Below are 14,377 nucleotides of genomic sequence, written 5' to 3'. Positions count from 1 at the left end.
TAAATTACAAGTGGTAAGAAGAGGCCCCGGTAGCGATACCGGGGCTTTTTTGTTAGAACCGCCGGCCTCATCGCTGGCAAGCCAGCTCCCACAAGATCGCGCAGTGCTCAAGGTCTGCGCTAAACCTGTGGGAGCTGGCTTGCCAGCGATGAGGCCGCAACAGACAACATCAAATCACGAACAGATCGACAAACCTGTGCACGGGCATGGCCTCCAGCCTCGCCTGGTCCTTGCACAACGCCACGATTTCCTCACAGCGCTGGCGCACGTAGCGCGTCGCCAGGTTCTCCCTGAACTTCGCCTCCAGCAACGGCATCCCCTCCTTCCGCCGGCGTCGATGCCCGATCGGGTACTCCACCACCACCTGCGGCGTGTGACTGCCATCCTTGAAGAACACCTGCACGCCATTGGCAATGGAACGCTTGTCGGCCTCCAGGTACTCGCGGCTGAAGCGCGGTTCCTCGACGATCACCATCTTCTCGCGCAGGCGGTCGATGCTCGGGTGCGCGGCATGGAAGGCATCTTCGTAGTGCTCGGCCACCAGGTCACCGAATATCAACGGCACCGCCGTCATGTATTGCAGGCAGTGGTCGCGGTCCGCGGCATTGGCCAGCGGCCCTTCCTTGGAAATGATGCGGATCGCCGATTCGTGGGTGGTGATGACGATGCGGTCTATCTCGTGCAGGCGGTTGCGCACCTGCGGGTGCAGGATCACCGCAGCTTCGCAGGCCGTCTGGGCATGAAATTCGGCGGGGAAGCTGATCTTGAACAGCACGTTTTCCATCACATAGCTGCCCAGCGGCTGCGGCAGGCGCAGTTCACGCCGCGCCTCGGGCTTGAGCGCCAGGTCCTTGTTGGTGTGGCTGAACGACACGTCGTAGAACCCCCACTGCCTGGCGGTCAGCGCAGCGGGCACACCCATCTCGCCGCGCAGCGCGATATCGGCCAGGCGCACGCCACGACTGGAGGCATCCCCCGCCGCCCACGACTTGCGCGAGCCGGCGTTGGGCGCATGACGGTAGGCGCGCAGGGCCTGACCATCGACGAAGGCGTGAGAGAGTGCCGAAAGCAATTGTTCGCGGCTGGCGCCCATGAGCTTGGCACACACTGCTGTCGAGGCGACCTTGACCAACAGCACATGGTCCAGGCCAACCCGGTTGAAGGAGTTCTCCAGCGCCAGCACGCCCTGGATCTCGTGGGCCATGACCATGGCATCGAGCACCTCGCGCATGGCCAGGGGCGCCTCGCCATTGGCCACGCGTTTTTGCGACAGGTGATCGGTGACCGCCAGGATGCCACCAAGGTTGTCCGAAGGATGGCCCCACTCCGCCGCCAGCCAGGTGTCGTTGTAGTCCAGCCAGCGGACGATGCAGCCGATGTCCCAGGCCGCCTTGACCGGATCGAGGCGGTAGCTGGTGCCTGGCACGCGGGCGCCGTGGGGGACAATCGTGCCTTCGACCAACGGCCCCAGGTGCTTGGTGCACTCGGGAAAGCGCAGGGCCAAAAGGCCGCAGCCCAGGGTGTCCATCAGGCAGTGGCGGGCGGTGTTCAGCGCCTCGGAGGACTCGACGCGGTAGCCGAGCACATAGTCGGCGAGGGTCTGCAGGACCTGGTCGTAGTCGGGACGGGTGTTGAGGTCTACGTTTGCGCTCATTCGTGGCTCCTTGATAACAGGGGCCGCAAAGCGGCCCCGCTCAACGAATGCCGAGCACTACTGATGCCTTAGAAACTATCACCGGGCACGCGCACCCAGCCCTCCATCAGCACCCGAGCGCTTCGGCTCATGATTGCCTTGGTCACGGTCCATTGCCCGTCCACCTGACGCGCCTCGGCCCCGACCCGCAGTGTCCCGGACGGATGGCCGAAACGCACGGCACTTCGTTCTCCGCCACCGGCAGCCAGGTTGACCAGCGTCCCGGGAATCGCCGCGGCGGTACCGATGGCCACCGCTGCGGTGCCCATCATCGCGTGGTGCAGCTTGCCCATCGACAGCGCACGCACCAGCAAGTCGATCTCTTCGGCAGGCACGGCTTTGCCACTGGAGGCAGTGTAGGTGCTCGGCGCCGCGACGAACGCCACTTTCGGCGTGTGCTGGCGCCCGGCGGCCTGGTCGATATGTTCGATCAGCCCCATGCGCACGGCACCATGGGCACGGATGGTCTCGAAACGCTGCAACGCGGCGGCATCGCCGTTGATGGCGTCCTGCAACTCGCTGCCGGTATAGCCGATATCAGCGGCATTGACGAAGATGGTCGGGATACCGGCATTGATCAAGGTCGCCTTGAAGGTACCGACGCCCGGCACCTCAAGGTCGTCGACCAGGTTGCCGGTGGGGAACATCGCCCCGCCCCCGCCCTCCTCGTCGGCGGCCGGGTCAAGGAACTCCAGCTGCACCTCGGCGGCCGGGAAGGTCACGCCGTCGAGCTCGAAATCGCCGGTTTCCTGCACCTCGCCTTCGGTGATCGGTACATGGGCGATGATGGTCTTGCCGATATTGGCCTGCCAGATCCGCACGGTAGCGATGCCGTTGCGTGGAATACGGCTTGCATCGACCAGACCGCCACTGATGGCGAACGAGCCGACCGCCGCGGACAGGTTGCCGCAGTTGCCGCTCCAGTCGACGAAGGCCTTGTCGATCGAGACCTGGCCGAACAGGTAGTCGACGTCGTGGTCGGGCTTGATGCTTTTAGACAGGATCACCGTCTTGCTGGTGCTGGAGGTGGCGCCACCCATGCCGTCGATCTGCTTGCCGTACGGATCGGGGCTGCCGATCACCCGCAGCAGCAGGGCGTCGCGGGCCGGGCCTGGGACCTGCGCGCGCTCGGGCAAGTCTTGCAGCCGGAAGAACACGCCTTTGCTGGTACCACCACGGATGTAGGTGGCGGGGATTTTTACCTGTGGTGCATGTGCCATGGTTATTGTTCCTTATCCGTCCGTGGGAGCGGGCTTGCCCCGCGATGGCGATGTCTTGGCCATCGCAGGGCACGCCCGCTCCCACGAACCGCTATGCATTCATCTGCGTTATGCAGTGCCTTCCAGGAAGTCCTGGGCAAAGCGCTGCAACACCCCACCCGCCTCATAGATCGATACCTCTTCGGCGGTATCCAGGCGGCAGGTCACCGGCACCTCGACGCGCTCGCCGTTGCGCCGCGTGACCACCAGGGTCAGCGTCGCGCGCGGCTTGCGCTCGCCCAGCACGTCGTAGGTTTCGCTGCCGTCCAGGCCCAAGGTCTTGCGGTCGGTACCCGCCTTGAACTCCAGCGGCAGCACGCCCATGCCCACCAGGTTGGTACGGTGGATGCGCTCGAAGCCCTCGGCGACAATCGCCTCGACGCCCGCCAGACGCACGCCCTTGGCCGCCCAGTCACGGGACGAACCCTGGCCGTAGTCGGCACCAGCAACGATAATCAGCGGCTGCTTGCGCTGCATATAGGTCTCGATGGCCTCCCACATGCGGGTCACCTTGCCTTCCGGCTCGATGCGCGCCAGCGAACCCTGCTTCACGCTGCCGTCGTCCTTGCGCACCATCTCGTTGTACAACTTGGGGTTGGCGAAGGTGGCGCGCTGCGCGGTCAGGTGGTCGCCACGGTGGGTGGCGTAGGAGTTGAAGTCTTCCTCCGGCAGGCCCATCTTCGCCAGGTATTCACCGGCGGCACTATCCAGCAGGATGGCGTTGGACGGCGACAGGTGGTCGGTGGTGATGTTGTCCGGCAGCACCGCCAGCGGGCGCATGCCGCGCAGGGTACGCTCACCGGCCAGGGCGCCTTCCCAGTACGGCGGGCGGCGGATGTAGGTGCTCATCGGACGCCAGTCGTACAGCGGCGCGACCTTCGGCCCCTTGTCTTCCTCGATGGCGAACATCGGGATGTACACCTGGCGGAACTGCTCGGGCTTGACCGAGGCGCGCACCACGGCGTCGATTTCCTCGTCGCTCGGCCAGATGTCCTTGAGGCGGATTTCCTTGCCGTCGACCACGCCCAGCACGTCCTTCTCGATGTCGAAACGGATGGTACCGGCGATGGCGTAGGCCACCACCAGCGGCGGTGACGCGAGGAACGCCTGCTTGGCGTAGGGGTGGATACGCCCGTCGAAGTTGCGGTTGCCCGACAGCACGGCGGTGGCGTACAGGTCGCGATCGATGATCTCCTGCTGGATCAACGGGTCCAGCGCGCCGGACATGCCGTTGCAGGTGGTGCAGGCGAAGGCGACGATGCCGAAGCCCAGTTGCTCCAGCTCCTGCTCCAGGCCGGCTTCCTTCAGGTACAGCTGCACCGCCTTGGAGCCCGGCGCGAGCGACGACTTGACCCACGGTTTGCGCACCAGGCCAAGCTTGTTGGCGTTGCGTGCGATAAGGCCAGCGGCGATCACGTTGCGCGGGTTGCTGGTGTTGGTGCAGCTGGTGATGGCGGCAATGATCACCGCGCCATCCGGCATCTGCCCCGGCACCTCTTGCCATTGTCCAGCAATGCCCTTGGCTGCCAGGTCGCTGGTGGCCACGCGGGCATGCGGGTTGGACGGGCCTGCCATGTTACGCACCACGCTCGACAGGTCGAAGCTCAGGGTGCGCTCATACTCGGCCTTGGCCAGGCTGTCGGCCCACAGGCCGGCGACCTTGGCGTAGGTTTCCACCAACTGCACCTGCTGGTCATCGCGGCCGGTCAGCTTGAGGTAGTCGATGGTCTGCTGGTCGATGGCGAACATCGCCGCGGTGGCGCCGTACTCCGGAGCCATGTTGGAGATGGTGGCACGGTCGCCCAGGGTCAGCGCGCTGGCGCCAGCACCGTGGAATTCGAGGTAGGCGCCGACCACCTTCTGCTTGCGCAGGAACTCGGTCAAGGCCAGTACCAGGTCGGTAGCGGTGATGTTCGGCGCCAGGCGCCCGGTCAGCTCGACGCCGACGATCTCCGGCAGGCGCATCCACGAGGCGCGGCCGAGCATGACGTTTTCGGCCTCCAGGCCACCGACACCGATGGCGATCACGCCCAGGGCGTCGACATGCGGGGTGTGGCTGTCGGTGCCGACGCAGGTGTCGGGGTAGGCCACGCCGCGGTCGTTGTGGATCACCGGCGACATCTTCTCCAGGTTGATCTGGTGCATGATGCCGTTGCCCGGCTGGATCACATCGACGTTCTTGAACGCCTGCTTGGTCCAGTTGATGAAGTGGAAACGGTCCTCATTGCGGCGGTCTTCGATGGCGCGGTTCTTGTCGAACGCCTGCGGGTCGAAGCCGCCGCATTCCACGGCAAGCGAATGGTCGACGATCAGTTGCACCGGCACCACCGGATTGACCGCGGCCGGATCGCCGCCTTTTTCAGCGATGGCGTCGCGCAGCCCGGCGAGGTCGACCAGGGCGGTCTGGCCAAGGATGTCGTGGCACACCACGCGGGCCGGGAACCAGGGGAAGTCGAGGTCGCGCTTGCGCTCGATCAGTTGCTCGAGCGATGCATCGAGGGTGGCCGGATCGCAGCGGCGCACCAGGTTTTCGGCCAGTACGCGGGAGGTATAAGGCAAGCCGTCGTAAGCGCCGGGCTTGATCGCCTCGACCGCGGCACGGGCGTCGAAGTAGTCCAGGGCGGTGCCTGGCAGGTTCTTGCGGAATGCGGTGTTCATATCGTTATCAGGCTCACGGTATTCGGTTTGCAGGTCAGGCCTTGGGGGCGCTGCGCACCCCATCGCCGGCAAGCCGGCTCCCACAGCAACGCATGGACATTGTGGGAGCCGGCTTGCCGGCGAAAGGGCTGCATGGCAGCCCCAGCGGTCGTTGCCTCAGCGCTGCTCGATCGGCACGAACTCGCGCTGCTCGACGCCGGTGTACTCGGCACTCGGGCGGATGATGCGGTTGTTGGCGCGCTGCTCGAACACGTGCGCGGCCCAGCCGGTCAGGCGCGAGCAGACGAAGATCGGGGTGAACAGCTTGGTCGGGATGCCCATGAAGTGGTACGCCGAAGCATGGTAGAAGTCGGCATTGGGGAACAGGCGCTTCTGCTCCCACATGGTCTTGTCGATGGCTTCGGAGACCGGGTACAGGACCTTGTCGCCCACCTCGTCGGCCAACTGCTTCGCCCAGCCCTTGATCACTTCGTTGCGCGGGTCGGACTCTTTGTAGATGGCATGACCGAAGCCCATGATCTTGTCCTTGCGTTCGAGCATGCGCAGCAGCTCGGCAGTGGCTTCCTGCGGGCTCTGGAAGCGCTCGATCAGCTCCATGGCGGCTTCGTTGGCGCCACCGTGCAGCGGGCCGCGCAGCGAGCCGATGGCGGCGGTGACGCAGGAGTACAGATCGGACAGGGTCGAGGCACAGACCCGGGCGGTGAAGGTCGAGGCGTTGAATTCGTGCTCGGCGTAGAGGATCAGCGAGACGTTCATCACCTTGACGTGCAGCTCGCTCGGTTTCTTGCCGTGCAGCAGGTGCAGGAAGTGGCCGCCGAGGGTGTCTTCGTCGCTGCTGCAGTCGATACGCACGCCGTGGTGGGTGTAGCGGTACCAGTAGCACATCACCGCCGGGAACAACGCCAGCAGGCGGTCGGTCTTGTCGCGCTGGGCGTCGAAGGTCAGCTCCGGCTCCAGAGTGCCGAGCACCGAGCAGCCGGTGCGCATCACGTCCATCGGGTGGGCATCGCGCGGAATGCGCTCGAGCACTTCCTTCAAGGCTTGTGGCAGGTCGCGCAGGCCCTTGAGCTTGTGCTTGTAATCGGCCAGCTCGGCCTTGCTCGGCAGCTCGCCGTAGAGCAGCAGGTAGGCCACTTCCTCGAACTCGGCGCCTGCGGCCAGGTCGCGCACGTCATAGCCGCGGTAGGTCAGGCCGGCACCGGCCTGGCCGACGGTCGACAGCGCGGTCTGGCCGGCCACCTGGCCACGCAGGCCCGCGCCACTGAGTACTTTTGCTTCGGCCATGGTGTTTCTCCTTTCTTGAATTTGTTATCGAAGTCTTGCTGGCTAATCCTGGCGGGTTGTACCGGCCTGATGGCGGGGCAAGCCCGCTCTCACCAGGCCGGTACGGGCATTCGCTTACCCTTTCTTCTGCGCGAACAACGCATCGAGGCTCTGCTCGAAGGCGTGATAGCCGATGGCATCGTAGAGCTCCATGCGGGTCTGCATGGTGTCGATCACGTTCTTCTGCGTGCCGTCGCGGCGCAGCGCGGTGTAGACGTTCTCTGCCGCCTTGTTCATGGCGCGGAAGGCCGACAGCGGGTAGAGCACCAGCGACACGTCGACCGACGCCAATTCCTCGGTGGTGTACAGCGGCGTGGCGCCGAACTCGGTGATATTGGCCAGGATCGGCGCCTTCACCCGGTCGGCGAAGGTCTTGTACATGTGCAACTCGGTGATCGCCTCGGGGAAGATCATGTCGGCGCCGGCCTCGATGCAGGCGGCGGCGCGATCCAGCGCGGCGTTCAGGCCTTCCACCGCCAGGGCGTCGGTACGGGCCATGATCACGAAGCTGTCGTCGCTGCGTGCATCCACGGCCGCCTTGATGCGGTCGACCATCTCCTGCTGCGAGACGATCTCCTTGTTCGGGCGGTGACCGCAGCGCTTGGCGCCGACCTGGTCCTCGATATGGATGGCGGCGGCGCCGAACTTGCTCATCGACTTGACAGTGCGGGCGACGTTGAAGGCCGAGGCGCCGAAGCCGGTGTCGACATCCACCAGCAGCGGCAGGTCGCACACATCGGTGATGCGCCGCACGTCGGTGAGCACATCGTCCAGGCCGCTGATGCCCAGGTCCGGCAGGCCCAGGGAGCCGGCGGCGACACCACCACCGGAGAGGTAGATGGCCTTGAAACCGGCGCGCTTGGCCAGCAGGGCGTGGTTGGCGTTGATGGTCCCGACCACCTGCAGCGGATGTTCGGCGGCGACCGCGTCACGGAAACGCTGGCCGGGCGTGCTCTTCACTGTCATGACTCACCTCGTGGGCTATTGTTGTCGGCACCCTGGTAGTGGCGCTCGATATTGCGTTTGGACGCGCCGATGTGGCGGCGCATCAGGAGTTCTGCAAGCTCACCGTCGCGGGCTTCGATGGCATCGAGGATACGGTGGTGCTCGGCGAAGGCCTGGCGCGGGCGGTTGGGCGTGGAGGAGAACTGGATGCGGTACATGCGCACCAGCTGGTACAGCTCGCCGCAGAGCATCTTGTACAAGGTCTGGTTGCCGCTGCCCTGGATGATCCGGTAGTGGAAGTCGTAGTCGCCTTCCTGCTGGTAATAGCCCTGCCCGGCCTGGAACGCGGCATCGCGCTCATGGGTATCGAGCACATGGCGCAGCTCGTCGATGGCGGCCTGGCTCATGCGCTCGGCGGCCAGGCGGCAGGCCATGCCTTCGAGCGATTCGCGGATTTCGTACAGCTCGATCAGCTCGGCGTGGCTCAGCGACACCACCCGAGCGCCGACATGGGGCACGCGCACCAGCAGGCGCTGGCCTTCGAGGCGGTGAATGGCTTCGCGCAGCGGGCCACGGCTGATGCCGTAGGTACGCGCAAGCTCAGGCTCGGAAATCTTGCTGCCGGGGGCGATCTCGCCCTTGACGATGGCGGCCTGGATACGCCGGAAGACATGCTCCGAGAGGGTCTCGGTCTCGTCCTGCGGCAGTGCCACGGCCTGGGATGCATCCAGCATGATTGTCGACACCTTTAAAATCAATGACGGCAAAACTAGCTAAACAGAGAGCTACAGTCAAAGACAAAAAGAACATTGTCGACAATCGTCTAATAACGAACTAACCAAGCCCACCCGCGGTCAGATCGCGGGCGCGCTGGCGTCAAGGCACCGGCGTGATAGAATGCCGCGCTCCTTCGGGAGCATGGATAGTGTGTCTGTCATCATTTCATGCCCATGACAGATCAATGAGGACGCTTGGCCAGTCGCCTTGCCCTGAACTTTGCACAGCACCGCGCCAGGATTATGAGACTCAAACCCGCTTCATTGCTGCTCTGCCTGACCCTGCTGCCGGCACTCGCGCCCGCGGCCGAAAAGACCGTGTACGGTCTCAATGAATACGCCCGCCTGGGCGACCTTGACCTGGAAGTGGCAGCCAAGCTCGACACCGGCGCCAAGACCGCCTCGCTCAGCGCCCGCGACATCAAGCGCTTCAAGCGCAACGGCGAGAGCTGGGTGCGCTTCTACCTGGCCATCGACGCCGCGCACAAGCACCCCATCGAACGCCCTCTGGCCCGCGTCAGCAAGATCAAGCGCCGCGCCGGGGACTATGACGCCGATTCGGGCAAGGCCTACACTGCCCGCCCGGTCATCGAACTCGACATCTGCATGGGCCAGACGCGACGCACCATCGAGGTCAACCTCACCGACCGCAGCGCCTTCCAGTTCCCGCTGCTGATCGGCTCCGAGGCCCTCAAGCACTTCGGTGCGCTGGTCGACCCAAGCCTTAAATACGCGGCCGGCAAACCTGCCTGTGCCACCGAAGCTACCAAAGCAGAGTAATTCCGATGCGCTCTCTTACCCTCCACCTGAAAGTCCTGATCACCATCCTGGTGGTGCTGGGCATCGCGATCACGGCCTACCAGATCTTCGCCCTCGGCATCCCGGTGACCGAGGACGAGACCGATGACCTGTGGAACATCGACGCCAAGGTCGAGTTCGTTGCCAGCGCCAAGGACCCGGTCAAGGTGCAGATGTTCGTGCCCCCGCTGAACCGTGACTACGTGAGCCTCAACGAGAGCTTCATCTCCAACAACTACGGGGTCAGCGTCAACCGCGCCGACGGCAACCGCAAGGTGACCTGGTCGGCCCGTCGCGCCAGCGGCAACCAGACCCTCTACTACCGCCTGGTGCTGACCAAGCGCTACAGCAACGAGAAGGCCAAGATCAAAGGCCCGACCTTCCGCGACAGCCTGGCCGTCGAAGGCCCGGAGAAGATTGCCGCCGAGGCGCTGATGGCACCGATTCGCCAGCATTCGGCTGACGTCGAGACCTTCGTCAGCGAGACCATCAAGCGGGTCAACAACGCCAACGACGACAACGCCAAGCTGCTGCTGGCCGGCGACAACTCGCCGCTGAAGAAAGCCCAGGTCATCGACCTGCTGCTGTCCATCGCCCACGTTCCGCTGGAGAAGGTCCACACCATCCGCCTGGTGGCCGACACCCCGCAGAGCCCTGAACTGTGGCTGCGCAGCTTCAACGGCAACGACTGGCTGTACTTCAACCCGGAGACCGGCGAACAGGGCCTGCCCAGCGACCGCCTGCTGTGGTGGACCGGCGACGACAACCTGATCACCGTCGATGGCGGCAAGAAGGCCACCGTCACCTTCAGCATGAACAACAGCGAGATGAACGCCATCCGCCTGGCCAAGCTGACCGACGAGAACACCGACGCCGACTTCCTCGAGTACTCGCTGTACGGCCTGCCGCTACAGACCCAGCAGACCTTCATGATCATGGTGATGATCCCGATCGGCGTGCTGGTGATCCTGGTGCTGCGCAACCTGATCGGCATCCAGACCCTGGGCACCTTCACCCCGGTACTGATCGCCCTGGCCTTCCGCGAGACGCAACTGGGCTTCGGCATCATCCTGTTCACGGTGATCACCGCCCTTGGCCTGTCGCTGCGCTCGTACCTGGAACACCTCAAGTTGCAGATGCTGCCGCGCCTGTCGGTGGTGCTGACCTTCGTCGTGGTGCTGATCGCCGCCATCAGCCTGTTCAGCCACAAGCTGGGCCTGGAGCGCGGGCTGTCGGTGGCGCTGTTCCCGATGGTGATCCTGACCATGACCATCGAACGCCTGTCGATCACCTGGGAAGAGCGTGGCGGCGGCCATGCCATGAAGGTAGCCATCGGCACCCTGTTCGCCGCCTCCATCGCGCACCTGCTGATGACCGTGCCGGAAGCCGTGTACTTCGTCTTCACCTTCCCGGCGGTGCTGCTGATCCTGGTGGGCTTCATGCTGGCGATGGGTCGCTACCGCGGCTACCGCCTGACCGAGCTCGTGCGCTTCAAGGCATTCCTGAAGAAGGCTGACGCCTGATGTTCGGCCTGATCAAGACCTGGAAAGCCCTGGAGGCCCGGGGCATCATGGGTATCAACCGGCGCAACGCGGACTACGTGTTGAAGTACAACAAGCGCCACCTGTACCCGATCGTCGACGACAAGATCATCACCAAGGAGCGCGCCCTGGCGGCCGGGATCCATGTCCCGGAGATGTACGGCATCATCGAGACCGAGAAGCAGATCGAGAAGCTCGACGAGATCATCGGCGGGCGCAGCGACTTCGTCATCAAGCCGGCCCAGGGCGCCGGTGGTGACGGCATCCTGGTGATCGCCGACCGCTTCGAGGACCGCTACCGCACGGTCTCGGGCAAGATCATCAGCCATGAGGAGATCGAGCACCAGATCTCCAGCATCCTTACCGGCCTGTATTCGCTGGGCGGGCACCGCGACCGTGCGCTGATCGAGTACCGGGTCACCCCGGACCAGATCTTCAAGAGCATCAGCTACGAGGGGGTGCCCGACATCCGCATCATCGTGTTGATGGGCTATCCGGTGATGGCCATGCTGCGCCTGCCGACCCGCCAGTCCGGCGGCAAGGCCAACCTGCACCAGGGCGCCATCGGCGTTGGTGTGGACCTGGCCACCGGCCTGACACTGCGCGGCACCTGGCTGAACAAGATCATCAGCAAGCACCCCGACACCACCAACGCAGTGGACGGCGTGCAACTGCCGAACTGGGACGGTTTCATGAAGCTTGCGGCCAGCTGCTACGAGCTGTGCGGCCTGGGCTATATCGGCGTGGACATGGTGCTGGACCAGGACAAGGGCCCGCTGATCCTCGAACTCAACGCCCGCCCCGGCCTGAACATCCAGATCGCCAACGACTGCGGGCTCACGCAACGCACCCACGCCATCGAGGCGCACCTGGAGATGCTGGCCAAGGAAGGTCGCAGCGAGGATGCCGAGCAGCGCGTGAAGGTCTCGCAAGGCCTGTTCGGGCACGTTCATCCAGGCTGAAACCTCGTAGGAGCGGGCTTGCCCCGCGATTGGCATAAAGGCAGCCTGCGCTATCGCGGGGCAAGCCCGCTCCCACGACCCCTGTCTTTGCGCAACATCTAAATGTCGCTGCCAGCGCTAGGCGCATCCCCCCCACAGGTCTACAATCGCCCTCCTCGCTTTTTCATCGCCGTCCACTCTGATGCCGACCTGTACGCTGCACCCCCTGCCCTACCAGCCCGACCCCGCCTTCTACTTCGAACGCCTGCGCCGCGCGCCCGGCGCGATCCTGCTCGACAGCGCCCGTCCAAGCGCCGAACGGGGTCGCTACGATCTGCTCAGCGCCTGGCCCCTGCAACAGCTGCAGGCACGCACCGATGAAAACGGCCAGGCTTATCTGCAACGCCTGCGCCAGGCATTGGTGGACCTGGGGGAAGCCCAGCTGCCCGACGGCATCGAACTGCCCTTCGCCGGCGGCTTGATCGGCTACCTGAGCTACGATTTCGGCCGGCGCCTGGAGCATCTGCCCGCCTTGGCGGCCGACGACCTCAAGCTGCCTGATGCGCAGCTCGGGCTGTATGCGTGGGCATTGGTGACCGACCATCGACTGGGCAGCAGCCAACTGGTGCTCCACCCCAGCCTGCCCCAAGCCGAGCGGCAGCGCCTGATCGCGATCTTCGAAGCCAGCCCCTCGGCCGAATCGACTGACTTTCAGTTGCTCGCGCCGATGACCGGCGATCTTCACGCCGCGCAGTACCGGGCAGCGTTCGACCAGGTCCAGCGCTACATCCAGGCCGGCGACTGCTATCAGATCAACCTTACCCAACGCTTCCGCGCCCCATGCCAGGGCGACCCGTGGCACGCCTACCAGGCCCTGCGCGCCGCCTGCCCAACGCCTTTCTCCGGCTACCAGCAGCTGGATGAAGGCACGGCGCTGCTGAGCTTCTCACCCGAGCGCTTCATCCGTGTCAGCCAGGGCGAGGTCGAGACCCGCCCGATCAAGGGCACTCGGCCGCGCTCCGCCGACCCGCGCGAGGACGCCCGCAACGCCGCCGAATTGCTGGCCAGCGCCAAGGACCGCTCGGAAAACCTGATGATCGTCGACCTGCTGCGCAACGATATCGGTCGCACCTGCCAGACCGGCTCGGTGAAGGTCCCGGAACTGTTCAGCCTGGAGAGCTACCCCAACGTCCATCACCTGGTCAGCAGCGTGGTCGGCCAGCTGGCCGCCGGCAAGGACGCCCTGGACCTGATCGCTGGCAGCTTCCCCGGCGGTTCGATCACCGGCGCGCCGAAGATCCGCGCCATGCAGATCATCGACGAGCTGGAGCCGACGCGCCGGGCGCTGTACTGCGGCTCGCTGCTGTACCTCGACGTGCGCGGCGAGATGGACAGCTCGATCGCCATCCGCAGCCTGCTGGTCAAGGACGGCCAGGTCAGTTGCTGGGGCGGTGGCGCGGTGGTGGCCGATTCGGATTGGCAGGCCGAATACGAAGAGTCGATCGCCAAGGTGCGCGTGCTGATGGAAACGCTGCAAGCCTTGTAGAACTCCGTTGGAGCGTGCTTGCCCCGCGATCGCCAGGCGTCTGCCCCGCCATTTTTTGTTACCATCTGACCACTACGAGCGCACAGCGCCACTCACCCGATGGAAACCGCCTGATGAGCCAACCCTTCGACGTCGCCGCCCTGGCCGCGACCTACGCCAGCAAGTCCCCGCAGGAGATCCTCAAGCTCGCCTTCGAACACTTCGGCGACGACCTGTGGATCTCCTTCAGCGGTGCCGAGGATGTGGTGCTGGTGGACATGGCCTGGAAGCTGAACAAGCAGGTCAAGGTGTTCAGCCTCGATACCGGTCGCCTGCACCCGGAAACCTACCGCTTCATCGACCAGGTGCGCGAGCAGTACAACCTGCCGATCGAAATCCTCAGCCCGGACCGCGCCAAGCTCGACCCGTTCGTCAAGGAAAAGGGCCTGTTCAGCTTCTACAAGGACGGCCACGGCGAGTGCTGCGGCATCCGCAAGATCGAGCCGCTGCGCCGCAAGCTGGCCACCGTCAGCGCCTGGGCCACCGGCCAGCGCCGCGACCAGAGCCCGGGCACCCGCAGCCAAGTGGCTGCCCTGGAGATCGATAGCGCTTTCTCCACCCCCGAACACCCCCTGTACAAGTTCAACCCGCTGGCGCAGATGACCAGCGAGGAAGTCTGGGGCTACATCCGCATGCTCGAGCTGCCCTACAACAGCCTGCATGAGCGCGGCTTCATCAGCATTGGTTGCGAGCCGTGCACCCGCCCGGTGCTGCCGAACCAGCATGAGCGCGAAGGACGTTGGTGGTGGGAGGAGTCGACCCAGAAGGAATGCGGGCTGCACGCGGGCAACCTGATCAGCAAGGCTTGAAAGCAGCTGCAGATCCCTAGCTGCAAGCGACAAGAAAAAAGGAGCAGAC

General features: G+C 64.7%; 11 protein-coding genes. 5 read left to right on the top strand and 6 right to left on the bottom strand.

The genetic code is table 11. From position 1 onward, the window contains the following. Nucleotides 1-169: 169 nt before the first annotated feature. The 6 genes from prpD to AC3WL2_RS17105 form a co-directional block, all read right to left on the bottom strand. Nucleotides 170-1,654 carry a 2-methylcitrate dehydratase gene (gene prpD / locus AC3WL2_RS17130; RefSeq protein ID WP_102683268.1) on the bottom strand — a complete coding sequence of 495 codons (1,485 nt, stop codon included), beginning with the start codon at nucleotides 1,652-1,654 and terminating at the stop codon, nucleotides 170-172. A 68-nt stretch (nucleotides 1,655-1,722) separates the two neighbouring features. Next, entirely contained in the window at nucleotides 1,723-2,913 is a 1,191-nt protein-coding gene (prpF, locus tag AC3WL2_RS17125; RefSeq protein WP_102683267.1) for a 2-methylaconitate cis-trans isomerase PrpF, read from the bottom strand. A 108-nt stretch (nucleotides 2,914-3,021) separates the two neighbouring features. Then, nucleotides 3,022-5,610, bottom strand: coding sequence for a Fe/S-dependent 2-methylisocitrate dehydratase AcnD (acnD, locus tag AC3WL2_RS17120; RefSeq protein ID WP_102683266.1), 2,589 nt, complete (start codon nucleotides 5,608-5,610; stop codon nucleotides 3,022-3,024). A gap of 156 nt (nucleotides 5,611-5,766) precedes the next feature. Beyond that, nucleotides 5,767-6,894, bottom strand: coding sequence for a bifunctional 2-methylcitrate synthase/citrate synthase (gene prpC / locus AC3WL2_RS17115; RefSeq protein WP_102683265.1), 1,128 nt, complete (start codon nucleotides 6,892-6,894; stop codon nucleotides 5,767-5,769). A 114-nt stretch (nucleotides 6,895-7,008) separates the two neighbouring features. After that, entirely contained in the window at nucleotides 7,009-7,899 is an 891-nt protein-coding gene (gene prpB / locus AC3WL2_RS17110; protein ID WP_038706441.1) for a methylisocitrate lyase, read from the bottom strand. Then, nucleotides 7,896-8,612 (bottom strand): GntR family transcriptional regulator, encoded by a 717-nt coding sequence (locus AC3WL2_RS17105; RefSeq protein WP_102683264.1) that lies wholly within the window; start codon nucleotides 8,610-8,612, stop codon nucleotides 7,896-7,898. Before AC3WL2_RS17105 ends, prpB begins: the two co-directional genes overlap by 4 nt. A 285-nt stretch (nucleotides 8,613-8,897) precedes the next feature. Here AC3WL2_RS17105 and rloA point away from each other — a divergent pair, with 285 nt between their 5' ends. The 5 genes from rloA (at nucleotide 8,898) to AC3WL2_RS17080 (ending at nucleotide 14,328) form a co-directional block, all read left to right on the top strand. Then, entirely contained in the window at nucleotides 8,898-9,434 is a 537-nt protein-coding gene (gene rloA / locus AC3WL2_RS17100; RefSeq protein ID WP_102683263.1) for a retropepsin-like aspartic peptidase RloA, read from the top strand. A 5-nt stretch (nucleotides 9,435-9,439) separates the two neighbouring features. Next, nucleotides 9,440-10,975: an osmotic stress tolerance membrane protein RloB gene (gene rloB, locus AC3WL2_RS17095; protein WP_102683262.1), complete on the top strand. Its 1,536-nt coding sequence runs from the start codon at nucleotides 9,440-9,442 to the stop codon at nucleotides 10,973-10,975. Further along, the gene (locus AC3WL2_RS17090) at nucleotides 10,975-11,955 is read left to right on the top strand and encodes an alpha-L-glutamate ligase-like protein (protein WP_102683261.1); all 981 of its coding nucleotides are present in this window, start codon (nucleotides 10,975-10,977) and stop codon (nucleotides 11,953-11,955) included. Before rloB ends, AC3WL2_RS17090 begins: the two co-directional genes overlap by 1 nt. Before the next feature lie 181 nt (nucleotides 11,956-12,136). Beyond that, nucleotides 12,137-13,480 (top strand): aminodeoxychorismate synthase component I, encoded by a 1,344-nt coding sequence (gene pabB, locus AC3WL2_RS17085; RefSeq protein ID WP_102683260.1) that lies wholly within the window; start codon nucleotides 12,137-12,139, stop codon nucleotides 13,478-13,480. Between the two features lie 113 nt (nucleotides 13,481-13,593). Then, on the top strand, nucleotides 13,594-14,328 hold the full coding sequence (locus AC3WL2_RS17080; RefSeq protein WP_102683259.1) for a phosphoadenylyl-sulfate reductase: 735 nt from the start codon (nucleotides 13,594-13,596) through the stop codon (nucleotides 14,326-14,328). Nucleotides 14,329-14,377: the final 49 nt, after the last annotated feature.

The organism is Pseudomonas sp. FW305-96 (genome assembly GCF_058783825.1).
This window is presented reverse-complemented; position numbering and strand designations above follow the sequence as displayed.

Coding starts and splice junctions, on each gene's coding strand:
- prpD (WP_102683268.1), bottom strand. CDS start 1,654: ATGAGCGCAAACGTAGACCTCAACACCCGTCCCGACTACGACCAGGTC.
- prpF (WP_102683267.1), bottom strand. CDS start 2,913: ATGGCACATGCACCACAGGTAAAAATCCCCGCCACCTACATCCGTGGT.
- acnD (WP_102683266.1), bottom strand. CDS start 5,610: ATGAACACCGCATTCCGCAAGAACCTGCCAGGCACCGCCCTGGACTAC.
- prpC (WP_102683265.1), bottom strand. CDS start 6,894: ATGGCCGAAGCAAAAGTACTCAGTGGCGCGGGCCTGCGTGGCCAGGTG.
- prpB (WP_038706441.1), bottom strand. CDS start 7,899: ATGACAGTGAAGAGCACGCCCGGCCAGCGTTTCCGTGACGCGGTCGCC.
- AC3WL2_RS17105 (WP_102683264.1), bottom strand. CDS start 8,612: ATGCTGGATGCATCCCAGGCCGTGGCACTGCCGCAGGACGAGACCGAG.
- rloA (WP_102683263.1), top strand. CDS start 8,898: ATGAGACTCAAACCCGCTTCATTGCTGCTCTGCCTGACCCTGCTGCCG.
- rloB (WP_102683262.1), top strand. CDS start 9,440: ATGCGCTCTCTTACCCTCCACCTGAAAGTCCTGATCACCATCCTGGTG.
- AC3WL2_RS17090 (WP_102683261.1), top strand. CDS start 10,975: ATGTTCGGCCTGATCAAGACCTGGAAAGCCCTGGAGGCCCGGGGCATC.
- pabB (WP_102683260.1), top strand. CDS start 12,137: ATGCCGACCTGTACGCTGCACCCCCTGCCCTACCAGCCCGACCCCGCC.
- AC3WL2_RS17080 (WP_102683259.1), top strand. CDS start 13,594: ATGAGCCAACCCTTCGACGTCGCCGCCCTGGCCGCGACCTACGCCAGC.